Raw genomic sequence first — 23,913 nt, forward strand, 5'->3', positions numbered from 1 at the left:
TCATGCAACCCATCCAAATCCTTCGAGTCAGCGGCGCGCAAGCACAAGCGCAATACGAAACGTTCGTGAAAGCCAACCACGGGACGATCGAGCAATCGTACGAATGGGGACAATTTCAAGAAAAAATCCCGCTTCGAGGGCGATTTGTGGCCTTGATGGCTATGGAGGGCCCGGTGTGCGTGGCGTCGATGTTGCTGGTGCGCCAGCGCCTTCCTTTTGGTAAATGCTGGTTGTCTGTGGCACGCGGACCTTTATTTCATCCTGGTGCGGATATTGAACCGGTTTGGAGCCTTTTTTTACCTGAACTTAAACGAATCGCGAAAGCAATGGCTGCGGTTTTTATTCGTTTTGAACTCCCCGAATACGCCCTACCGGCCCAAAAGGAGAAAATGGAAGAACTCATGGGGTCGGGCAAAAATTCTTTTTGCCTCGCTCATGCGCATTATCAACCGGAATGGACATTAAAAATCAATCTTTCAGGTTCGATCAATGATATTTTGGGCCAAATGAAGCAAAAAGGGCGCTACAACATTAAGGTGGCACAAAAACATGGAGTTACGATTCGTGCTACGCATGACTCTCGGGATATAAAAGCCTTTTATGAAATTTTACAAAAAACATGTACTCGCGATGGATTTGGGATTCATTCCGAACATTATTATCAAACTTTGGTGACTTTTTTAGTAAAAAATGATCTGGGCACATTGTATGTTGCGGAAAAAGACGGACAAATCATGGCCGGAATGGTGGCGACTTTTTATGGCGAAACCGGAACATACTATTATGGCGCCTCCGACCATGCGCATCGACCCCTCATGGCCCCGTACTTACTTCAATGGGAAGCGCTACAAGAAGCCAAGCGACGCGGGTGTCTTTGGTATGACTTTTTGGGAGTTGCGCCGCCAGATTCCCCCCATCATCCTTGGGCCGGGGTCACGGATTTTAAGGAAAAATTCGGAGGTGTGCGCGTGGAATATCCAAAAGCGCGCGAATGGGTGCTGTCGCGAGGGTGGTATTGGGGGATGCGGGTGGTAAAATTTTTTAAATCGCTCGGTCGATAAACAACTTTCCATTCAAATGATCCACTTCGTGCTGAACAATGCGGGCATTGAAACCTTCAAGGTGTAGGACTTGTTTTTCGCCACGCACATTTTGAAACGTCACGGTCAAACTGGAATGACGCGGCACGGTTCCCCATTTCCCGGGAAGACTGAGACAACCTTCTTCCATGTCGATCATGTCGTCTGAGGTTTCGAGAATTTCGGGATTGGCTAAAACCAAAATGGTCTCACTTTGGGTTTCTACGTTGAGTCGAACAAGGGCGAGAGAGATGTTTTTGCCGATTTGAGGTGCGGCAAGACCCACGCCATTGGATTCAAACATGGTTTCTTCCATGTCTTGGGTCAGTTTTTTCAACGCTTTATCAAAGCGCTTAACGGGTTCCATTTCTCCGCGGAGGATGGGGTTTTTTTTACCTTTTTCGAGTGCGAGAAGCATAGAGGGAAATTAATATTTGGTATGCAGTATAAATTATTTTGCATGAGGAGGGAAATAAATGCGGGAATTGGACACTCACTTCGTTCGTGTCTGTTTTAACGCTTTTTCAATAAAAACATCCAACTCGTTGGGGTTGCCGTCGAGCACCAATTCGACCCTCGAAGTTTCATAATCCGTGCGATGGTCTTTGACCATTTGATACGGATGTAAAACATATGATCGAATTTGATTACCCCATGAATTTTGAACGTGTTCGCCACGAAGGTCTCCGAGTTCTTTTAATTGCAATTTTTCTTGAAGCGCAATCAATTTTGAAAGAAGGGCCTTCATGGCTTGTTCCTTGTTTTGCAATTGGCTCCTTTCATTCTGACACTGCACCACAAACCCGGTCGGAAGATGCGTGATGCGCACCGCGGAATCGGTTTTATTCACCGCCTGTCCGCCCGCCCCTCCGGACCGAAACACATCAATGCGCAATTCTTCTTCGTCGATTTCAACTTCACTTTCACTGATTTCCGGCACGATGTCCACCAAACAAAATGAAGTTTCCCGGGTGTGTTTTGTATTGAAAGGCGACAGGCGCACCAAACGATGCACGCCGGCTTCTTCTTTTAAAAATCCATACGTGTATTCCCCCTCGATTCGCAGTGTGGCGCTTTTGATCCCGGCTTCTTCACCCAATGAACGATCTTGTAAAACCACTTTCCACCCTTTGGCTTCGGCGTAGCGCGTGTACATGCGCAAAATCATCTCCGCCCAATCCGAGGCATCGGTTCCGCCCGCTCCCGCATGCACGGAAAGTAGCACCGGATAGGTGTCGTATTTTCCGCTTAAATACAGTTGAATTTCAAGTTTTTCATAGCGTTTTTCGAGCTCATCCACGTCCGCTTTTAACTCTTTGACCTCCCCATCATCCTTCACTTCGTTGACCACTTTTGTAAGCTCTCCCGCATACTTTAAATCTTCCTCAAATTGACGCCATTCTTTTACTTTTTGTCGTAAAAGTCCGTGCTCCTTGGAACATTCTTGGGCCTTGGCTTGATTGTTCCAAAAATCAGGGGCCTGCATTTTTGCTTCAATTTCCGTGGCTCGTGTTTCGAGTTCTTCGATTTTAAGGAAAGAAAGCGCGTCCTTGAGTTCTTTTTCGAGGGCCGTGATTTTTTCGATGACTTGATGCATTTTTAAAATTTAAAACATGACTTAATTAAAATAGATTAGATTTCTGATTTTTGCTAGAGTGCGTGCATGTCCACGGCGCGCCGAATTCTTTCGAATACATTTGTACAAATCGCAGGCAAGGGTGTTACCGCGATTCTCAGTATTTTGATCGTAAAAATCATTACGAATTTTTTAGGCTTGGAAACGTATGGATTTTATATTTCCGTATATGAATTTTTGGCGTTTTTCGGGATTGTGGCGGATTTTGGGCTCTTTACCATTGCAGTAAGAGAAATTACGCATGATTTGGATCGAAAAGATTTTATTTTCGGGAATATTCTTAGTTTACGTGCGCTATTGGCGAGCACCCTAATGATCCTTGCCGTTGTTGCGGTTTCTCTTATTCCAAAATATCAGGGCACTTATATCCCGTTTGGGGTGGCCATCGCATCGATTGCCGTATTTTTTTCCATTTTAAACGGAACCATTTCAAGCGTTTTGCAGGTGAATTTAAAGATGCAATACCCGGCGATTGGGTTGATTTTGGGGAAAATTGTAACCGTAGCGTACATGATTTATGTGGTTTTTTATGCGTACACGCAACCGTCAGCGGAAGCGTTTTTTCAATTGCTGTGGGCCGGGGTGTTCGGGAATGGAGTGATGCTTTTTTTTACATGGTTTTTTGCTCGACGTTATGCCAAAATTCGATTTTTATTCAATTGGGATTATTGGAAAAGCACACTCTGGAAGGCGCTCCCATACGGTGCGGCATTGGTGTTGAATATGGTTTATTTTCGGATCGACTCTATCCTTCTTTTCCTTCTTAGGGATGCAACCGAAGTGGGGATTTTTGGAACGCCCATGCGAATTTTAGATATTTTATTAACGATTCCGGTTTATTTTATGAGTTCGGTTTTGCCCACATTAACGCTTCAAGCCAAACACGCTCCGGAAAAAATAAATTCCACCATACAACATTCTTTTGATTTTTTGGTGGCCGTGGCCGCCCCCATTGTGGCCGGTGTTTTAGCGCTGTCTTATTCCTTGATTTTTGCGGTCAGCAGTCCGGAGTTTTTAAGTCGCCTAGATGAAGGATTTTATGGGGCGGATATTGCGTTGCAAATCTTGATTGTGGCCATGTTTTTTGCATTCATCGGAAGCGCTTTCACCTTTACGTTGATCGCCTTGGGGAAACAAGGAAAATTGCTTTACATCAGCTCTATTGTGGCGGCGTTGAATATTGCGGCCAATCTTTTATTGATCCCCCATTGGGGGTTTCGTGGCGCGGCCGTGGTGAGCGTTTTCAGTGAAATTTTAATTGTGATTTTGGCCATCGTGATGTTACGTCGACATTTGTCTTATCGTTTAAAATTTATGTCGGCACTAAAAATCATTGCGTCCGCAACCTTGATGGGTTTGTTGGTTTGGGTTTTGCGTGATCCTTTGTATGGCGTTGTCCAAAATTTTAGTTTGCTCATTTTAATCCCGTGTGGAGGAATTTTTTATGCCGGGATGCTGTGGGTTACCGGCGTAGTGGATCAGGAAAAATGGAGGCTGATTAAAGGACATTAATTTTAAAAATATTTTTATGAAAAAACTTATTTTAAATTATGAATGGTATGAAATTATCGCTTTTTCCCCATTATTTTTTTTGATTATTTTTTATTTTCTTTCAGATTTTGGATTAATAAATTCTGAGATTTTTTGGCTTGTTTTGTTTTTTATAACTCTTGTTTTACTCCCTTTATATTTAATGATTTGCAGTGTGTATTATTTGCGCTTCTTAAAAACTCAGCCTCGATGGTTTTCGATTCTCGTTTTAATTTTAAATGTTTTTTGGTTTATCTGTTTATATTTTATATTCTCACTCATTCAGGTTGTTGACGCAGGGTGATTGAAGAAAAATAAATTTATTTATTCGTTTGCCAATTTTTTAAATATTTCTCCTCTTTCTTTGTAATTGTTAAATTCCTCAAAACTGGCGCACGCAGGGGAAAGCAACACAATGTCTCCGGCTTTGGCGTAGGTTTTGGCTGCAATCATGGCTTCACGCAAGTTGAGGAGATGTAAAATTTTCAAATTTTTCCGGTGTTTTTTTGGAGTCACGGTGTTGGCCATACGTAAAGCCTCCATCATGCGAACCGCAGATTTTTCTCCTGTTAAAATGACTGTTTTTAATTTTTTGGTTTCCACGCAAACCTTGGCCCATTCACTGAAATCGCTGTATTTTTCCGAACCGCCGGCAATGAGATGAATGGGTTTCTCGAATGCACGAATCGCGGCAACGGAGGTCTCGGGTGTAGTGGAAAAAGAATCGTTGTAATAAACCACTTTCTTTTTTATGGCCACGAGTTCGAGACGATGGGGAAGGCCTTTAAATTCTTGGATAGTTTTTTTGAGGCTTACGGGCTCAACACCCAAGCCGTAGGCCACGACTACGGCCGGTAAAATATTTTCCAAATTGTGTTTTCCGATGAGCCCCACTTTTTTAATCGAAGAAATGGAAAGTGTCGTTTTAACGCCTTTGATACAAATTTTTCCGCTTTCAATGTCTGCGCCGAGCGCCACTTTTCGCCGTGTGCTCACGGTAAAAAGTTTTCCTTTTGAGGTTTTTCCGATTTCGAAAGATTTTTTGTAATCCGCATTCGCAACCACAATGTCATTTTCGGTTTGATGTTTTAAAAGATTGGCTTTTGCGGAATGATACTCCTCGATGCTCGCGTGATAATCCATGTGATCCGAGGTCACATTTAAAATCACGGCAATGTGCGGACTTTTGGTTAAATCTTGCGTTTGAAAACTGGAAAGCTCGAGAACCACAATGGAATTTTTCTTTAATTTTCCTAAAAATGTAATCGGAGGGACGCCGATATTTCCGCCCAAATAAGCGTCTTGTCCCGCGTCTTTTAACAGATGGTAAATCAGAGTTGAAGTGGTTCCTTTTCCTTTTGTGCCGGTCACGCCGATAATGGGACAGGGGCAGTGATCAAAAAAATATTGAGTCAGGGTTGTTAGGTGAGGCGTTTCTGCGACTCGCGCCGGAGGAATCCCCGGACTTTTAAAAACGAGATCAAAATTTTTCAAATTGGAAAAAGCGTTCTCGCCCATCTGAGATTTAAAATGTTTTGGCACATGAGTTTTTGGGTTTTGGTCGCAAATCGTGAGGCTTGCTTTTCGTCGTTTAAAGTAATTGGCAAGCGCTTTTCCCTCCATCCCAAAACCCAGGATGGCGATATTCATAGCCGTAGTTTAACGGATTTTTTTAAGTTTGGCGAAAATGTCGATAAAAACATATAATGAAAATAGCCGAATGAAATTTTAACCCCCTCCCTATGTTGTCTTTTGGCGCTGTGCGTTGGATGAAAAAATATTTGCGCTACACCGATTATGTCGGAGCCGCGCAACTGTACTTGAAAGATAATTTTTTTCTTGAAAAACCACTGGAGCCCGAACACATCAAGTCTCGCGTGTTGGGCCATTGGGGCACGGTTCCGGGGCTTAATTTGATTTATGCGGGGCTCAATTATTTGGTTGCGAAAAATAAATGCAGTGTGTTGTTGATCACCGGGCCGGGGCATGGAGCGCCCGCGATTTTAGCCAATGTTTTTGCGGAAAAAACGATTTCAGATGTTTATCCCGATTATCCTTTTAATGGAAAGGGCGCAGGAAAATTGATTCATGATTTCAGTTGGCCGTACACCAAATTTCCGAGTCATGTGACGCCTACAGTACCCGGCTCGATCCTTGAAGGTGGGGAGTTAGGATACAGTCTTTCGACCGCGTTTGGGGCTGTTTTTGACAACCCGGAATTGATTGTGGCTGCGATTGTCGGGGATGGAGAAGCGGAATCCGGGCCTTTGGCTGCGGCCTGGCACAGCAATAAATTTCTCAACCCGAAAACGTCCGGGGCCGTGTTGCCGATTGTGCACGTGAATGGTTATAAAATTTCAAACCCCACGTTGTATGGCACGATGAGTAATGATGAGTTGCGACATCTTTTTATCGGGTATGGATATGAACCTTTATTTATTGAGGGAGACCATCTTGAAGAAAAAGTTTTACAGGTGCTTGAAAAAGCGTACGGAAAAATTTGTGCGATTCAAAACAGGGTGCGTGTGAGCAAAAAGCCGATTGGCAAGCCGCGTTGGCCCATGATTATCATGCGATCCACAAAAGGATTTACCGGAGTGCATCGATTTGGCGGCCACGCAATTGAAGGGTCTTTTCGTTCACATGGCATTCCGGTCGATAATTTACTCAAAGATAAAAAAGCGTTCCATGCGGTTAAAAAATGGCTTGAGAGTTATCGCGTTCGCGAACTCCTTGACGAGGAAGGGAAACCGAAGCCGGAAGTGTTAAAGTTTGTGCCACAAGGAGGGTTGCGCATTGGAATGAATCCGCATGCGATTGGAGGAAAAATGATGAAAGAATTAAAACTTCCATCTCTTACAAAATATGAAACGAAATTTAAGGGACGGGGTACGGTTTCCTCGAGTGGAATGGAGCAGGCGGGGCGATTTTTCCGAGATTTAATCGTATTGAATCCAAAAAATTTCCGCATCCTGTGCCCGGATGAATTGGAGTCCAATAAACTCGATAAAATTTTTGAAAAAACCAAACGTGCGTATATCTGGCCGGTGAAGCCCGAGGCGGAAAATATTGCGCCGGACGGACGCGCCATGGAAATGCTTTCCGAGCACACACTCCAAGGATGGATGCAGGGGTATTTGCTGACCGGGCGTTATGGTGTTTTTGTCACGTATGAGGCGTTTGCCTTGATCATTGCAAGTATGGTGGACCAATACGCCAAGTTTTTAAAACAGGGTTTTAGGGTGAAATGGCGCAAACCGATTCCCAGTGCGATTTATATTTTGTCGAGCGTGGGGTGGAGACAAGAGCACAATGGTTATTCGCATCAAAATCCGAGTTTTGTAAGCAATGTCTTGGAAAAACACGGACAATTTTCTCAAATTTATTATCCCGCAGATGCCAATTTGTTATTGGTTGCGCTGGAAGAAACTCTTAAACGTAAAAATTCCATTTGCGTGATTGTGGCCGAAAAACGTCCGCTTCCTTCATGGCTCACACTTAAAGAAGCGCGAGAACAAGCCAAAAATGGGGTTGGCATTTGGGATTGGGTGGGAGGGAAAGAAGCGTCTAAAAATCCCGATGTGGTGTTAGCTTCGGCCGGAGATTGCATCACGGAAGAGGCGTTGTATGCCGTGGAATTGTGTCATCAACTTGCGCCTGAATTAAAAATTCGTTATGTGAACGTATCGGAATTGACCTCACTTTGTTTGGGCGACTTCAAAACCAATCGTCCGTGTGTAACCGAGTCATCGTTGGCTAAATATTTCACACACGATAAGCCCGTGGTTTTTAGTTATCATGGTTATACCAATGATATCGAGCAAATCTTATGGCCCTATGAAAATTCCGCACGATTCAGCATTCACGGCTATAAAGAGGAAGGCTCCACTACGACTCCGTTCGATATCAAGGTGCGCAATGGGGTGAGCCGCTATCAATTGGCGATTGACCTCATCCAACAGGTAGCGAAACGCAAGGCCACTTTTGCTAAAAAAGCACCTGCCTTGGTGCGTGAACTCAATGTTAAACTCGAGGCTCATCATCATTATGTAATCGAAAACGGGGATGATCCGCCCGAGGTGAAGGCTATGAAATGGGCGTAAAAATTTGGAGCGGGATACCAGGATCGAACTGGCGCCTTCAGCTTGGGAAGCTGACGTACTACCACTATACTAATCCCGCTTAGCGGAAGGAGGGCACCTACGGTTCCCCCTTCCGGGAACCCCCTCCAAGCTGATGTTCGGCTAGGAAAAGTTTCGCCTAGCTTCGCTTTCACGGCTTCAGGCCCTGCGCGAAGCGCACCCGAATCCGCGAAAGCTTGCCGCGCGCTCAACTTTTCCTGCCTCACCTTATTTTCAATAAAACACTGACCGCAAAGAGGTTAACATATTTATCTTCTTACCTTAAGTGAATTTTTCTGGTATAATAGATCATGAGCATAAAAGAAATTTTATTTCACTAAGAGTTTTTTAAACTGAAACGTTAATGACAGTACCGAACCCGGGAGACCGCGACGACGAACTTATCGAGAAATTAGAGCATATTGATCAATGGCTCAACTCGATTTCGCATGTTTCAGAAAAACCCCTTCCTTCTCCTCAAAAGGCTCCTTTGCAATCGCCGCGACCAACGCAACCACCTACTCAACGGCCCGGACAGCGCTCAACCCCTCAGAATCCCGGGCAACGTCCAACCCAACAAAAACCCGCTCAAGCGCATCCGCAACAACGGCCTTTTCCGCAAAGACCCAATCGCCATCCAGGGAATCGCCCTTTCCCGCAAAAATCAAACCCGGCTCAACGGTCCAATTCTGCGCAACCTAAGCCCGTGGCTCCCTTCAAACAAAAACAACCACCGGCTCAAACCGGTCCTTATTTACAAAAACAATCTAATCATTCAATGAATTTCAGAAAAAACAACAAAAAAAATCGACGTTTTTCAAATCGAAATAATGTCCCTCAGACTTACGGTAAACCGGTACAACCGGCCCCGAGTCAAAAACCTAAATCTTTTACTTTTTCAAAAGACGTTCTTCGCATCATCCCTTTGGGAGGATTTGAAGAAGTTGGGAAAAATATGATGGCCTTTGAATATGAACACGACATCGTGATCATAGACATGGGACTTCAATTCCCGACCGAAGACATGTTGGGAGTAGACTATGTCCTCCCTGACGCCACGTATCTTATTGAAAGAAAACACCTCATTCGAGGCGTTTTTCTCACCCACGGGCATCTCGATCATATCGGCGGGATCCCTTATATTTTGCCTAAACTCGGATTCCCTCCGGTGTATGGCACCCCGCTCACGTTGGGGCTTGTCAAAAAACAACTCACTGAATTTGGTTTTCTCAAACAAACCAAATTGATCGTATTTAAACCCGAAGATCATTTCCGCGCCGGAGCGTTTGATGTTTCTTTTTTCCCGGTCACCCATAGTATTCCGGACTCTGTGGGGATTGTCCTCGACACTCCGTGTGGTCGCGTGGTGCACACCGGCGATTTTAAATTCGATTTCACCCCCTCCGGTCAACCCCCCTCCAACCTCGAAACTCTTTCCAGGGTTGGAGATAAAGGGGTGTCGGTGTTGATTTCGGATAGTACCAACGCGCTTGAGCCCGGATTCACCACCACGGAAAAAGTGATCGCCGAAACCCTTGAAAAAATCATTGAAGAAACCACGGGGCGCCTGATTATTACCTCTTTTTCTTCTTTAATTGGTCGACTGCAAAACATTATTGATTCCGCGTTAAAATTGGATCGAAAAATTTTCCTCACCGGTCGCAGTATTGAAAACAACATCGCGATCGCCAAACAATTGGGTTATATCAAGCTTCCGGACGGCTTAATTCAAGATATCCGAAAATTAAATAAATATGATGATGCGCATACCTTAATTTTAACAACGGGCAGTCAAGGAGAAGATATGTCCGCCTTGGCCCGCATGTCCTCGAATCGCCATATGCAGGTTAAAATCAAGCCCGGGGACACCGTGGTTCTTTCTGCTTCTCCGATTCCCGGAAACGAAACCGCCATCATTAAAGTCATCAACGGTCTTTGTCGTTTGGGTGCCAAAATAATCACCAATAAAGACTTGGGGATTCATACCTCGGGCCATGGGAAACAAGAAGATCTTAAATTGATGATTCGGCTCATGAAACCGCGCTATCTCATTCCCGAACATGGAGATTTTTACATGAGAACCGCACATAAAGAATTGGGAAGGCAATCCTCTATTCCGGAATCCAATATTTTAATTTTGGACAACGGAGTGGTGACCGAGCTTCGTAAAACAGGAGAACTGGTAAAAACCAAAGAAAAGGTGCCGGCCGGTTATGTGATGGTGGAAGGCCCCGATCGTTCAGAGGTGGCGAGTCACATTTTAATGGATCGTCAATTGATGGCTGAAAATGGAGCGGTGGTGGTTTTGTTCCAAGTCCAAGCCAAGACATTCAGATTGAGAGGAAAGCCTTCAGTGGAAAGTCGTGGTTTTGTTTTTTTCGATCTAAAAAATAAAGTGACGGATGAAATTAAAAAGACCGGCGAACGTGCCTTTGCTCAATTTTTCAAAGCCAATCCTCGTAAGATTAACAAAGATGCACTGGTGGTGTATTTGGCTCAAACTATTGATCGCGCCTTAGTGAGAATGCTGGATAAAAAACCCTTGGTTTTGCCCATTTTGGTGGAAATTTAGTTTTTAAACAATAAATGAAAACGCCTTAAATAATGATTTAGGGCGTTTTTTTATATAAAAGTTTCTTATCTTGTTCTTTGTTTGTGCAAAAGTTTATTAAATTTGTTTTAAAAGTTTTGAACGAAATTTTTTAATTTATATTAATTGAGAGCCTGAACTTAGAGGCACCCTAAGTAAGTTTTGCACAATGTTTGCGTAGGTTTTGCACAAAAAATACCGCGTTTTCATGAATTAAAATTGGGTTCATTTCGTTTATGGCTCATACAGGCCATATTTTGACTTTAAAGTTTTCAAGGATTTTGATTTAAAAATAAGAATTAAGTCTGTGTTTTTAGGTTTATATTAAATATATAATGGTTTTTAAGGGTAAAGGGGTGTTGATAAAATGTGTTCAATACTGTGTGTTTTTATTCTGTTATTTGATGGGGTTTTAAATTTTTTAATTTGAATTTTATTTATTTTAAGATTTTTCATAAAAATCAAACCCTCTTCTATTTCTAGTTTTATTTAATTAAATTCTTATTTTATTGTTTTTTAGAGAACAAACTTTATAATGTACATGTTTTCTTTTTAATTTTATCTCTCAACAAAACGGACCCATGAAAGTTCTTTGCACCCAAAAAAATTTGGCTTTCGCCTTAAATCTTGTGAATCGGGCGGTTAATCCCAATACCACCTTACCGGTTTTGAATAATATTTTAATCAAGGCCGAAAGTAAAAAATTGTATTTTTCAACCACCAACATGGAGGTGGCAATGACGTATTTTATCGATGCCGAAGTTTTAAATGAGGGCGCAATCACCATTCCCTCCAAACTTATCACAAACTATGTTTCTCTTTTGAAAGACGAAGAAGTGGAACTTAAGATTGAGGAAGGGTTTAATCTTTCCATAAAAACCCCCTTTTCTTACACCAAAATTAAAGGAATTAATTCAAGTGAATTTCCCGTTATTCCCGAAATAGGAAAAGGAGAAACCTTTAGTTTAGAATCTAAGGTTTTTGAAGAATCTATCAATCAAACTGTTTTTGCCGCTTCTACTAATATTTCTCGTCCTGTTTTAACCGGTATTTTGTTCCGAGCGGAAAAGAAAAAATTATACATGGTGGCCACCGACAGCTATCGTTTGGCTGAAAAAATTGTTTTTTTAAAAAAAGAAATAGACAATAATTTTGATTATATTATTCCCTCCAGAACGCTGGCCGAGCTTGGAAAAATCCTCGGATTTTTCGGAGAAACAGAAGTGGAATGTCAGGTTACTAAGAACCAAATTCAATTTTCGGTGCAAAATTTAAAAATTCTTTCCCGCTTAATTGAAGGGAATTTTCCGGATTATCAACGTATTATTCCCACCACTTCAAAGACGAATATTAAAGCCAATGTTCAAGATTTGATTTTAGCGGTAAAAAAAGTGAGCCTCTTTGTACAAGAAACAAATAATAATATTAAGGTTAGTGTAACCAATAACGGGAAATTGATTGTTTCAACCGATGAAACCCAAATTGGGGAAGGAACCGCGGAAATAGATGTTGAAATTGAAGGCGAAAACAATAAAATCGCTCTCAATGCGCAATATTTATTGGAAATGTTGTCTCATACCAAAACCGAAAAAATTCATCTCCATATTGACAACAAACTGGCTCCCGTTAAAATAACCTCACCTCAAAAAGAGGTGGATTACATCCATATTATTATGCCGTTAAAACTGTAATTTTTTAATCTTTAGCTTTTAGAGGTTTGAAATTTTCGCACCCGAGAAACCAAGAGGTCCTCGATCTTTTTGGAGAACATCGTTATGTTACATTGTCCGGCGGAGGAAATTTTTCCTCCAAAAGTTTTGTTGTGTCGGATGTCTTGGATCAATACCCGGATTTAAATAAATTGGTTTGGGTCGTGAATGATTTTGGCGAACAAGAGGCGGTGGCGCGCGCGTTGCATGACTGGTCTGCGCTGGAGGTGGAAATTTTAGAAGACGAAGGGACTTACCCTTCTTTAATTCGTGTTATTTCTTCTCTTCAAGATCCGCATAGAAAAGTGGCGGTGATTTTAACTTCCGCTCGTTTATTAAAATTATTCCCCGATCATCATCAAATTGAACAAACCATTCAACGATTAAAAGTTGGAGACGAGATTTCTCCGGTGAATTTATTTGAATCCTTGATTGAGTCCGGTTACGAGGTTTCTGAAGATTCTTATTTGGAGCCCGGATTTTATCTTCGACACGGAGACGTTTTAGATGTTTTTCCTATCAATTCAAAACATCCTTATCGGGTGGAATTTGATTTTGAAACTATTTTGGCGATTTATGCTTACGATCAAACCACGCAAACAAAAATTCATGAAACTAAATCCGTGGCCATTTATCCGTTAAAAACATTGGAAGCCAAATCTTTGTTGTGGGATTTTTTGGGTGCGGGGACTCTTTTTGTGGAAGATGAATTGGATTTAAATGAGGGATCCTATGAGTCGGTGAGTGCCATGATTAAAAAGCGTCCCAATGATGTGGGGTATCTTTTGTTCACTTCTTTTTTAGAAGAAGATAATTATCATCATTATTTGCATTATTTATCGGTGCTTAAATATCAAAACAAACTCGATTTTATCGAGAATATGAAAGAGAAAATGTACGAAAAATGGCGCGTGTATTTGTTCACTAAAAATAAAGAGGAATTAAAAAGTTTATTTGCGGATCGCAATATTTCAATTTTAGACGATCCTTCCAAGGCGGAAGAAGGAGAAAAGGCTGTAGTGTTTTTTGAGTTGGGAAAAGATCAGCCGTTCCCGCATGCATTCCAAAATCCACACTTAAAATTTGCGTTATTGACGGATCGTGAGATTTTGGGGTTAAGGGATACCTCACATAAAGATCCGTCTCAGCATGCGGTGTATTTGGATTTTTTGACCGGGCTGAAAATGGGAGATTATGTGGTGCATTCGGACCACGGCATTGCGTTGTTTCGAGGGTTGGATAAAAGGACCATCGATGAGGTGACTCGTGAATATTTAAGGCTTGATTATGCGGAAAACGATCGATTGTTTGTGCCTATTGATCAAGCGGATAAGGTGAGTAAGTTTATCGGATCAGGGGATCAACCTCCGCGATTGACGCGATTGGGGTCTTCGGAATGGGTGACGATTACGAATAAAGTGAAAAAAGAAACTCAAAAAATTGCAAAAGAATTGTTGAAATTGTATGCCGAACGTTTGTCCGCAAAAGGACATCCGTTTAAGGCGGACAACGACACGCAACACTTGTTCGAAGAGGCTTTCCCTTATGAAGAAACTCCGGGCCAACTTAAGGCGATTCGAGATGTAAAACATGATATGGAGCTCCCAAAACCTATGGATCGATTGGTGTGCGGGGATGTGGGGTTCGGTAAAACCGAGGTGGCGATGCGCGCCGCGTTTAAGGCGGTTCAAAATAAAAAACAAGTGGCCGTGGTTTCTCCGATTACCATTTTGGCGGACCAGCATTATAAATCATTCGTAAAACGCATGGAGGGATTTCATGTTCGAGTGGAAATGATGAGTCGGTTTAGAACTCAATCCGAACAGCGAAAAATTTTAGAGCAACTTAAAAAAGGAGAACTCGATATTATTATTGGAACCCATCGTTTGATTCAGCCGGATGTGGCGTTTAAGGATTTAGGGTTGGTGGTCATTGATGAAGAACAGCGTTTTGGAGTCAAACAGAAGGAAAAGTTTAAGGAGTTGCGTCGTGAAGTGGATATTTTAACATTGACGGCAACCCCGATTCCTCGAACCCTAAATATCAGTTTGCACGGGTTGCGTGATATCACCACCATCACCACTCCTCCTCCCGGTCGGTTGCCCATCGTGACCGAGGTGCGTCGATTTTCTTTTGGGTTGGCGCGTGATGCGATTTTGAGAGAAATAAAACGTGGAGGTCAGATTTATTTTTTGCATAATCGAGTGGAAACCATCAATGAGATGGCGGATCGACTTCGTAAATTGGTGCCGGAGGCTAAGTTTGTGGTGGCGCATGGCAAATTGAGCAGTTCGGATCTTGAAGAGCGAATCATGGCATTTAAAGATAAGAAATTTGATGTCTTGGTCAGTTCAACAATTATTGAAAACGGGATTGACCTTGCAAATGCTAATACGCTGATCGTGAATAAGGCGGAAAAATTTGGGTTGGCGCAATTGTATCAACTGCGAGGACGCGTGGGACGCAGTAAAACACAGGCGTACGCGTACTTTTTGTATCATGCGCAGCGATTGCCCATTGATGCCAAGAAACGCTTGCGTGCCATCGTGGAAGCGTCGGAATTAGGGTCCGGATTTCAGATCGCCATGAAAGATCTCGAAATTCGAGGAGCCGGAGATATTCTTGGTGCCAATCAGCATGGAGCGATTCACGTGGTGGGGGTGAGTCATTTTATTCGAATGTTGAATCAGGCGGTAGAAGATTTGAAGGAGGGTAAATTGACGGCTGAAACAGGGGAATTACCTCAAGAAGTATCCATCGAAATTCCGTTGCCGGCTTTTATTCCGGATGATTACATTGTGAGCTCGAAAGATAAAATCAGTGTGTATCAGAGGTTGGCAGCGGCAGATACCTTTGATTATTTGGAAGAATTGCGTGGGGATTTGATTGAAGATTATGGACGTATGCCTAAAGAAGTGGCGAATTTGTTTTATGTTTTGGAGATTAAAATGTTGGCGAAACGGGCCGGGCTTAGTAATGTTCGTGCGGAAAATATTTATGGAAAAGGGGAGCGAGAAATTGTTTTGTCCATGTCCAATCGAGTGAGACCCGAGCATATTTTGAATCTGTTGGAATACAATTCGAAATGGTTGGTGAGTGGGAATAAACTTAAAATTTCAATGGAAGCATTGGGGGTGAGTTGGGTGGAGGAATTAAAGGAAGGTTTAAAGAAACTTGGGAAAAAAGCGAAGAATATTCCGGGAAGTGTGGCGGAGAAATAAGGAGCTTGATTGACTTTTTTGGAAATTAGCTTATAATTTTTGTATTGTTCTTTGGCAATTCGGGGATGCATTGGTTTTGACAGGAAAGATCTTGTTTTTTATGGCCGTCACGGGGTTGCGCCGTCCCCCGTCAGATCCGTCCGGCGCAAATAATAAATGCTAACGAAAATTCGTTAACGGCTGCTTATCGCAATTTGACCACTCGCGGACTTTTGTCTGCAGCGGTTCTTGCGTAAAGTGGTTTCGCGACTGCCTTTTTGCGGTCCCGTCTTGAGAGGTGAGGCTCCATAGCCTTTTAAAGACGTCACTCATGGAGATCGGTTGTTGCGACCTAAGGGTTTTGTTGCAACGCCTAAAACCATAAACCCGCTTACGGCTTCTTTTTGACTGTTCTTAATGGCCGTAAGAATTAGAACAGCCTACGTCGGTAGAGGTAAAAAGCGAGCTTTCTTGGACGCGGGTTCGACTCCCGCCATCTCCACCATTTGTATTTTTTAATGAATTATTTATGAATTGGCAACGACCAAAAGAAAAACCTTCCTCACAAACAGAAGTTTTACAAACATTAAAGCTCTATGAACGTGATATGGTTTTTGCACAAACGTCAGCAGGGGGTATTCAACGTTTTTCTGTGAATGAAGTTTTTTCACAAAGAGGGAAATTAGATGTTTTTCCGATCTTATTAAATGGAACAGTTGATAGAGAAACAACAGGGGGGGTCCCTATTTCAATTAAAGCTCGAGACGTGGTTGCTGTTTTAAGAAATAGAGTATGGAATATTACCGAGGCCGGCCAACAATTAGGTATTAATTTAGAGAGCTTAGATAAAATCCTTACACCTCCTGCTCCTTCCCTTGTGGATGTTGAGCAGGGAAAATTTCGCGCAAAAAGAAAGGTAAGAGAGGTTATTTTAAGAGAATTGGGTCGTTCCACCAGGTGATAAAGAGTGTATTTTTTTATGCCTAACTAATCCGAATCAGAAAAAATAATCATCCAACGATTTCAGTAAAATTTCACGAAATAGTGCGAGGTCCAATGCCCAGCGTTTTTTTCTTGATTCCGCAAAAATAATAATAATTTTCACCGGTTCCTTTTCCCGAAGGATTTTTAGATTCAAAGATTTCCAGATTCGGAAACATCAAGCGTAATCGACGAGAGGAGATGATGGATTCATACGCCAGGGGGATTTCATCGTGGGCGTGAATGGCACGGTAGTCTTCATAGTTTTCAAACCATTCTTCCGCGACCCCAACAAAGCCTCCAGGCCTTAATACGCGCTGAATTTCTTGAGCCGATGCTTTTTTGATTCCATCATGCAAATGGTGAAAAAGAAAACCTGCGGCGCAGATATCGATGGAGTCGCTTTTTATGGGTAATTCATGACAAGAAGTCACGATTCCCTTGGAGGTTCTCAGTTTTGTTAAAATTTCAGATTTGAATTCCGGGCCGATCATGGCGTCCGGAAATAAAAAATTACGAGATTGGGTTTGTTCAATTACACGTTCCGACACGTCCAGCAAAATCAATTTTGCTTTTTTTAACAACGCAGGGTTTGCTCGTCCCAACTCTTGAAGAATGAGCATTCCGGTAATTGCACCAATGGCGGGACCTATATCTAAAATTTGGATTTGATCCACACTTTCCAAGCGACTTTTTTGGTTTTGAATGTAAATTTTTATGCCTCGCGCAATTCCCAAATTTCCTTGAATGGCAAAATAATCCACCATCATTTTTTCTTGAATGTAATCACGCAGCCCCCCAAATCGAATAATGGATGACGTGATGTAATCTTCTATGCGAACTGTTTTTCCTTTGTAAAGATTCATTGACACAGTTTTTAAGTTGAATAAATTTTTATCAAAATTACCATTTTTTTATTTTTCTTCTCGTTTCATCTTATTTATACATACAAATTGATATTCTTGCATCTACCTGTGTTTTGCTTTTGAAAATTCATCTTGAAGTTAATATAGGTTTGATTTACCGTATTGTCAATATTTCCTTACGCTTAATATTGTAAATTATGTTAGACAAACTCATTAAATTCGGTTTTCCGGAAAAAGAAGCGCGTGTTTATTTGGCTCTTTTGGAGTTGGGCCCTTCTTCGGTCAGCGAAATTGCAAAAAGAGCTCGTATCCCCAGGACCAATGCTTATCATTTGCTAAACACTTTGACCACCAAGGGGCTTGTGAGTACCAATGAAAAATCCTCCAAAATGGTTTTTATGGCGGAGGACCCTCAACGATTGGTTCAGCTTTTGAAAAATCAAAGCGAAGAATTTCATCGAATGCAACAAGAGGCCAAAGATTTACTTCCCGAGTTTTATTCCATTTATCATAAAGACGACGGAAAATTGAAAGTACGATTTTTTGAAGGAGTGGAGGGGCTGATCAGTGCCTATGAAGATACGTTAACGGCTCGCGATGAAATTTTGGGGTATGCTTCCGTGGAATATCAACATAATTTTTTTCCCGGTTATTTTCCCGCGTATTACACGCGTCGCACCAAGCGTGGGATTTCGGTGAAATGTTTTTTGGCAGACAGTCCGGAGTCTCGCAGGATTCAAGAGTTGGATAAAGCCCATCTTCGAGAAACCATGCTTCTTCCTTCTCGTTTTAGTATTTCTCCGGAGATCAATATTTATGACAATAAAATGGCCATTATTTCTTTGAAGGAAAAATTTGGGGCCATTATTGAAAGCAAGGAAGTGGCGGATGCGTTTAAGAAAATGTTTGAACTCGCGTTTGAACGATCCAAGCAATACAATAAAGAAATTCATACGGAAATCGCACAAGCAAAATCAAGGCCCAAGAATAAAACGAGCGGCAAGAAAAAATAGTTTTTACGTTGTTGAGGGTTTGTTCGGGGATGAAAGCAGTCCGGCACTTGCGTAAAAGAAAATCAGCAAGGGAGTGAATAAAAGACTGTTCACGAAAATTGAATGGATTAAGAGTCCCAGAAGTCCGGCAAAAAATCCCAGGGCTAAGCCGTTTTTTCGATTGAAAAAACTTATGTAAAGCAGGGCGCCTAAAAACCAAATATAAGTCACTAACCCTATCAGTCCGGTGGTGGCCCAAATGGTTAATAAAGTTGAGTCCGAGCCGGTGGCCGAGTGTTTTTTTAATTCTTTTACAAATCCATAATCGCGTTGAACATAAGAATAGGTATTGTATCCCACTCCGAGCCAAGGATGATCTTGGATGATAATCCATGCGTTTTGCCAGGATTCGATGCGGAGTCGGGCTGTGGCGTCCGGCAGTTCCGCGGAAGAGGAATCCATCAGTGATTGAGCGCTATAAATCATGTTCGTGAAACGATCGGCGGCTCGTTCTGAAACCGAGGAAAGTAATAAAACGGCGATCAATCCACCGATTAATAATTTGGGAGACTTGACTATTCCCAGAATTCCCATGGCTGCGATACAAGCCAAATAAGCACTGCGGGAATAGGTTAAAAAAAGCGCTAAAAATAATACTCCGGCCAAAAGAAAATAAGGCCAGGATTTTTTTAAAGGTAAGTTCAATGAAAAACCCAAAATTAAACTTATAACAAAGGCAAAGAGTCCTCCTACAAAATTGGGATCAAACCACGAAGAAAGCAGGCGGTTGATGTGCGGATCCCATCCCAGATTTTGGAATTCGGTAAAATTTGGGAAGAATTTGAGCTGAAGAAAACCCACTATTGCGAGGAGTCCCGCGCTCGCCAAGAGAATATGAAATAAACGAAGGTGTGTTTTTGGGTCGTTTTTTGTTAGGTCGGAAACAATAAAAATCAAAGCGCCATATTCGATGAATCGAACAAGATAAAGTCCACTTAAAAAAGTTTCTTTGAGGGTGAGTGCTTGAGAGCCGTTGAGGAGGGAAAGGGCTGCAATTCCCACAAAAGCCAGAAAGGGGGTGCTTAATTTTAAAGGGGGCCATGCGCGTTCCAAGAAAACCTTATCAAAGAGCCATACACCGGTTAAAAGAGCCAATAAAAGGTCGTTGGGAAGGAGCCCGTTGGCGGTGGCAAGGGGGAGTCGGGTCAATTCTCCCAATGCGGCGAAAAGGAAAATAAAGATAAGACTGATGAAGTAAAAACGTTTCATAATTGATGTTATAGTATCATGGCATGGAACCTTTTTTAATCGCCACCGCCAATCTTGGGAAATTCAAGGAAATTGCAACCGCATTGGAGTCGTTGCCGTATCGGTTTTTATCGTTGAAGGATTTGGGGTTTGAGGGGCAACAAGTCGAAGAAACCGGGGCCACTCATGAGGAAAATGCGCGCTTGAAGGCGGAATTTTTTTATCAAAAAACAGGGTACTTGACGTTGGGGGAGGATTCGGGGTTGGAAGTGGAGGCGTTGCAAGGGGAATTGGGACTTCACACGCGACGCTTTGGAGCCGGAGAAAAAGCGAGTGACGAGGAGTGGCTGCGTGTTTTTTTGGAACGAATGAAGGAAATAGTGCCCGAAAAAAGAAAGGCGCGATTTGTGTGTACTATGGTTTTAAAAACATTTCCAAAGGGAGAAGAATTTGTATTTGAGGGGGAAGCGCGAGGGTTTATTGTCCTCGGCCCCGAGGCTCCGATTTTGCCCGGTTTGCCCTTGAGCTCGGTGTTTAAGCCCGAGGGGTTTGATCGAGTGTATGCGGCATTAACTCATGATGAAAAAAACCAAATCAGTCATCGAGGACTCGCAGCCGGGAAAGTGGCTAAATTTTTATTGGTATAATTTTAGTTTGAAGCGGGTTCTTCTGTTGTTCCGTAGATCCCGCTGGGTTCGATGATCACCAAAAAAGAAAGAGGATTTTCGGTGGTTCCTTCGCTCATACTGCAATCATAGGTGGCTACGTTTTCGTTTTTTATGAATTGACGGCGAGATTCCGCGCTTGCATTGAGTTCCCATCCGTTTACAACCATGGCATCTTCCAAGAAGGCAAATAATTCGCCGCGTGTCATTGAATCCAGGGTGAAAAAATGATTTTCAACCGGGCTGTTCGCCGAGGATTGAGTAAGGATAGCATTTTCCGGGACGGCAATATCTTCCCAGCCCGGAATTGGGCCTGCGTAAAAATCCTGGGTTTTTTTGCAGCCGGTTAAGAAATTTAAACAGAGAATTGTTCCTAAAAGAAAAGAGGTTAAAACAATTTTAGACGAATGAAGGGTTTTCATTTTTGCGCTTGTTAAAGAGATAAAATGGCTTTTATGTGCGAAGCATAACGAAGAAAGCAGAGAGACGCAAGAGATAGCTTTACGGTCTTTCCATTGGCGTTGCGGGGGGCGCGGGGTCTTCGGTGGAAGTGGGAGTCTCCGCCGTGGAAGTGGTCCCGTATTGAACTTCAATGGTACTGTTGCTTCGATAACCCAAGGCATCATACACATAAGCGGTAAGGGTGTAGGTTTTTCCGGGGGTTACGCTCGTTCCAAGGCGAATGGTTCCGGAATAAGGGGCCGTAACCGCGGTGTATTGAATTTGGTCGTTTAAATAAAATTCAACATAATCCATCCCATTGGGAGTGCTTACTTCCACCTCTATTGTGGTGCGACCGGAATCAATGGACCCATAATTGGCGGGACTGGTGATTGCAATCGTTGGGCTGTTGGCCAAAGTCTCTGCGGTGTGCAGGGTGTCTTGTTCGGTGGGGGGTTGCTTGAGGTCTGCATTTGCCTCCACCCAAGCGTCGATGCCGGCTTGCCAGTAGGTGTATTCCGGAATAATGGTTTGATGCACTTGAAATGCTTTTTCTTGCACAGACCATGCCGGAGAAAATTCGGTGGCAATGAGTCCGGTCATTTTATCGATTGGGTAAGAAATGAAACTGTTGTCGATTTGGGTTGGAACGTCGAATGTGGCAAAAATATCTTGAGAGAGCATGTCTTCCGGCGTGTTTTCCGCAGGGAGTAATCCGGTGGATTTGGTGATCGTGAGAGAAGTGATGCCTTGCGGTTTTGGGAATTCTTCCGAAGAAAATTCAGCAAGCGCTTGTGTCATAAAATCGTTCCAAATCGGAGCCGCGCAATTGTAGCCGTCGGCAAGGTAATTCATAATGGTTCCATCTGCGTTGCCCACCCAAACTCCGGTGACTAAATTAGTGGTGTAGCCCATGGTCCACGTGTTGGTGGGGTAGCCGTTGTCCGCGGTACTGGTTCCGGTTTTAGCGGCAACATGTTGTCCTGCGATGGAGAGTCTTGAACCCAGGTGAACACTTGAATCGGATAGAATATTATTAATAAGATAGGCGGCTTGCGGATCAAGGACCTCGGTTCCTGGAGTGTCTTTCCATTGTTCCAAAATATCCCCGTTGCGGTTTTCAATTTTTAAAATAGGCGTGATTTCCTTTTTAATTCCGCTGTTTGCGAATACCGAATAGGCTCCTGTGAAATCAAGCAAACGGACTTCTCCGGTGCCCAGCGCCAGAGGCCAGCCATACCCGATATTTTTATCCAGATTGATTCCGAATTTTTCAACAAAAGGGATGATCGCGTCTTCTTGTCCGGCTAAAAAATAAGTTTTAATGGCCGGGATATTGAGCGATTGCCCCAGGGCATAACGGATTGAAACCGGGCCGGAAAAAGTGCCACTGTAGTTTTTAGGGGCCTCGGTTCCGAATTGAGTTTTTACATCATAAAGGATTGTGGCGGGCGCGTATCCGTTTAAAAAAGCCAACGCATAAACAAAGGGTTTAAACGAAGATCCGGGCTGACGATATCGAGTGGCGATGTTGACTTCTCCATTAATGGTTGGATCTCGATAATCCGCGGACCCCACCATGGCCAAAATTTGTCCGGTTTGGGGTTGAATGGCCACCAAGCTGGCGTTGCTTGCATCAAAGCTTTCAAGGTTGTTTTCTTTGTATTTTTCGACCGAGGCTTCGGCGATATCTTGGAGATTGGGGTCAAGGGTGGTGTAGATACGGAGCCCTCCTTGTTCAAGGACTTCTTTTCCGTATTTTTCTTCCACAAGCTGTTTAACATAAAAAACAAAATGAGGGGCTTGAATGCTTTCAAGATAACTTTGGAATTCAAGAGTCCAGGATTCTTCCAGTGCGGTTTGTTTTTCTTCTTCTGTGATAATGCCTTTTTCAAGCATGGAGTTTAAAACCACATCGGTTCTGCCCGGCAAATAAATGGTTGTTCCGTCCACCAGCGTGATATTTGAGCCAATTAATCCGAGCATGAATTCGTCGTCTTCCAGGTCTTGAATGGAAGAAATATTTCGGGCCGCGAGTTGTTCGGCGGTGAAATTAAGGGTGAGGTAGGAATGACTGTTTTCGCCGTAAGGGGAATAGTACGTTGGGGCTTTTGGGATGGCGGCTAAGATCGCACTTTGGGTGAGAGTTAGATCTTTCGCAAGAACTCCAAAATAACGATTCGCAGCCAATTCTATCCCGTACGCGTTGTTGCCGTAAAAAATTTCGTTGAGATACATCTCTAAGATTTCATCTTTTGAATAATGGGATTCCACTCGAACCGCCAAAATGAGTTCTTGAATTTTTCGTGTGTAAGTTTGTTCTTGAGTCAGGAAGAAATTCTTAACAAATTGTTGTGTGATGGTGGAGCATCCGCGGCGGCCTCCAATTCCAAAAAGTTCGTGCAAAAAGGCCTTTCCCAAACAAGGAACGTCGAATCCGTAGTGATAATAAAATTGGTCATCTTCCGTGGAGAGGGTGGCACTGATAAGGTAAGGAGACATGTCTGCGAGTGCTACGATTTTTCGATTTTCATCGCCTTGAATGGCATACAACACGTTTTCGGAACGATCATAAATGATGGTGGATTCGGCTTGCAAAAAGCCTTCACCACTGGTGACCGGAGGGAGGTTGAAGCTGAAAACAATGATCAATAAAATTCCCAGGAAAAACCCAACAAGAACGCTACTCCCGGCAACAATTAGGGCCCAGCGCCACACGCGCATGCGGCGTGGCATCAGTGGATGGGGGCGAATTTTGAGCCAAAATTTTCCAAGATTGAGTTTGAGACGTCGAAAGCGAGACAACATAAAAAAATGTTAAAGTCAGGACGGGCGCATTATACGCTTTTTTTATC

The 23,913-nt window shown here is 42.9% G+C and carries 16 protein-coding genes, 1 tRNA gene and 1 other RNA gene; 10 read left to right on the forward strand and 8 right to left on the reverse strand.

Features of this window, described 5'->3' with window-relative positions; all coding sequences use genetic code 25:
* Positions 1–2 precede the first annotated feature (2 nt).
* Positions 3–1,061, forward strand: coding sequence for a peptidoglycan bridge formation glycyltransferase FemA/FemB family protein (locus WC882_03885; GenBank protein ID MFA5842782.1), 1,059 nt, complete (start codon positions 3–5; stop codon positions 1,059–1,061).
* Here the strand turns inward: WC882_03885 and def are convergent.
* Complete coding sequence (def, locus tag WC882_03890; protein ID MFA5842783.1) at positions 1,042–1,497, reverse strand: peptide deformylase; 456 nt, start codon at positions 1,495–1,497, stop codon at positions 1,042–1,044. The genes WC882_03885 and def overlap by 20 nt on opposite strands.
* 33 nt (positions 1,498–1,530) lie before the next feature.
* Positions 1,531–2,676 carry a peptide chain release factor 2 gene (gene prfB / locus WC882_03895; protein MFA5842784.1) on the reverse strand — a complete coding sequence of 382 codons (1,146 nt, stop codon included), beginning with the start codon at positions 2,674–2,676 and terminating at the stop codon, positions 1,531–1,533.
* Positions 2,677–2,742: 66 nt separating this feature from the next.
* On the opposite strand from prfB, the gene WC882_03900 reads away from it, so the two are divergent.
* On the forward strand, positions 2,743–4,227 hold the full coding sequence (locus WC882_03900; protein MFA5842785.1) for a flippase: 1,485 nt from the start codon (positions 2,743–2,745) through the stop codon (positions 4,225–4,227).
* A gap of 342 nt (positions 4,228–4,569) precedes the next feature.
* On the opposite strand, the gene murD is transcribed toward WC882_03900, so the two are convergent.
* A complete protein-coding gene (murD, locus tag WC882_03905; protein MFA5842786.1) occupies positions 4,570–5,895 on the reverse strand; it encodes a UDP-N-acetylmuramoyl-L-alanine--D-glutamate ligase in 1,326 nt (441 codons plus the stop codon).
* A 92-nt stretch (positions 5,896–5,987) separates the two neighbouring features.
* On the opposite strand from murD, the gene WC882_03910 reads away from it, so the two are divergent.
* Positions 5,988–8,348, forward strand: a complete 2,361-nt coding sequence (locus WC882_03910; protein ID MFA5842787.1) for a phosphoketolase family protein — start codon at positions 5,988–5,990, stop codon at positions 8,346–8,348.
* A gap of 5 nt (positions 8,349–8,353) precedes the next feature.
* On the opposite strand, the gene WC882_03915 is transcribed toward WC882_03910, so the two are convergent.
* Positions 8,354–8,427, reverse strand: a tRNA-Gly gene (locus WC882_03915).
* A 303-nt stretch (positions 8,428–8,730) separates the two neighbouring features.
* Between WC882_03915 and WC882_03920 the strand changes: the two genes are divergently transcribed.
* The 5 genes from WC882_03920 to WC882_03940 all read left to right on the forward strand — a co-directional run bounded on the left by WC882_03920 (position 8,731) and on the right by WC882_03940 (position 16,829).
* Positions 8,731–10,938: an RNase J family beta-CASP ribonuclease gene (locus WC882_03920; protein ID MFA5842788.1), complete on the forward strand. Its 2,208-nt coding sequence runs from the start codon at positions 8,731–8,733 to the stop codon at positions 10,936–10,938.
* Positions 10,939–11,537: 599 nt separating this feature from the next.
* Entirely contained in the window at positions 11,538–12,647 is a 1,110-nt protein-coding gene (gene dnaN / locus WC882_03925; protein ID MFA5842789.1) for a DNA polymerase III subunit beta, read from the forward strand.
* Between the two features lie 26 nt (positions 12,648–12,673).
* Positions 12,674–15,886 (forward strand): transcription-repair coupling factor, encoded by a 3,213-nt coding sequence (gene mfd / locus WC882_03930; GenBank protein ID MFA5842790.1) that lies wholly within the window; start codon positions 12,674–12,676, stop codon positions 15,884–15,886.
* A gap of 61 nt (positions 15,887–15,947) precedes the next feature.
* Positions 15,948–16,370: a transfer-messenger RNA gene (ssrA, locus tag WC882_03935) on the forward strand.
* A 24-nt stretch (positions 16,371–16,394) separates the two neighbouring features.
* Entirely contained in the window at positions 16,395–16,829 is a 435-nt protein-coding gene (locus WC882_03940; GenBank protein MFA5842791.1) for a hypothetical protein, read from the forward strand.
* A gap of 19 nt (positions 16,830–16,848) precedes the next feature.
* Here WC882_03940 and WC882_03945 read toward each other — a convergent pair whose 3' ends face one another.
* Positions 16,849–17,712 (reverse strand): methyltransferase domain-containing protein, encoded by an 864-nt coding sequence (locus WC882_03945; protein ID MFA5842792.1) that lies wholly within the window; start codon positions 17,710–17,712, stop codon positions 16,849–16,851.
* 197 nt (positions 17,713–17,909) lie between these two features.
* On the opposite strand from WC882_03945, the gene WC882_03950 reads away from it, so the two are divergent.
* The gene (locus tag WC882_03950) at positions 17,910–18,725 is read left to right on the forward strand and encodes a helix-turn-helix domain-containing protein (protein MFA5842793.1); all 816 of its coding nucleotides are present in this window, start codon (positions 17,910–17,912) and stop codon (positions 18,723–18,725) included.
* Positions 18,726–18,728: 3 nt separating this feature from the next.
* Here the strand turns inward: WC882_03950 and WC882_03955 are convergent, their stop codons facing one another.
* A complete protein-coding gene (locus WC882_03955; protein MFA5842794.1) occupies positions 18,729–19,973 on the reverse strand; it encodes an O-antigen ligase family protein in 1,245 nt (414 codons plus the stop codon).
* A 23-nt stretch (positions 19,974–19,996) separates the two neighbouring features.
* Here WC882_03955 and WC882_03960 point away from each other — a divergent pair, with 23 nt between their 5' ends.
* The gene (locus WC882_03960; GenBank protein MFA5842795.1) at positions 19,997–20,599 is read left to right on the forward strand and encodes a non-canonical purine NTP pyrophosphatase; all 603 of its coding nucleotides are present in this window, start codon (positions 19,997–19,999) and stop codon (positions 20,597–20,599) included.
* A 2-nt stretch (positions 20,600–20,601) separates the two neighbouring features.
* Here the strand turns inward: WC882_03960 and WC882_03965 are convergent, their stop codons facing one another.
* Complete coding sequence (locus WC882_03965; protein MFA5842796.1) at positions 20,602–21,039, reverse strand: hypothetical protein; 438 nt, start codon at positions 21,037–21,039, stop codon at positions 20,602–20,604.
* 79 nt (positions 21,040–21,118) lie between these two features.
* The gene (locus WC882_03970) at positions 21,119–23,866 is read right to left on the reverse strand and encodes a transglycosylase domain-containing protein (protein MFA5842797.1); all 2,748 of its coding nucleotides are present in this window, start codon (positions 23,864–23,866) and stop codon (positions 21,119–21,121) included.
* Positions 23,867–23,913: the final 47 nt, after the last annotated feature.

It is taken from the genome of Candidatus Gracilibacteria bacterium (assembly GCA_041658685.1).
GTDB lineage: Bacteria > Patescibacteriota > Gracilibacteria > UBA1369 > UBA12473 > JBAZZS01.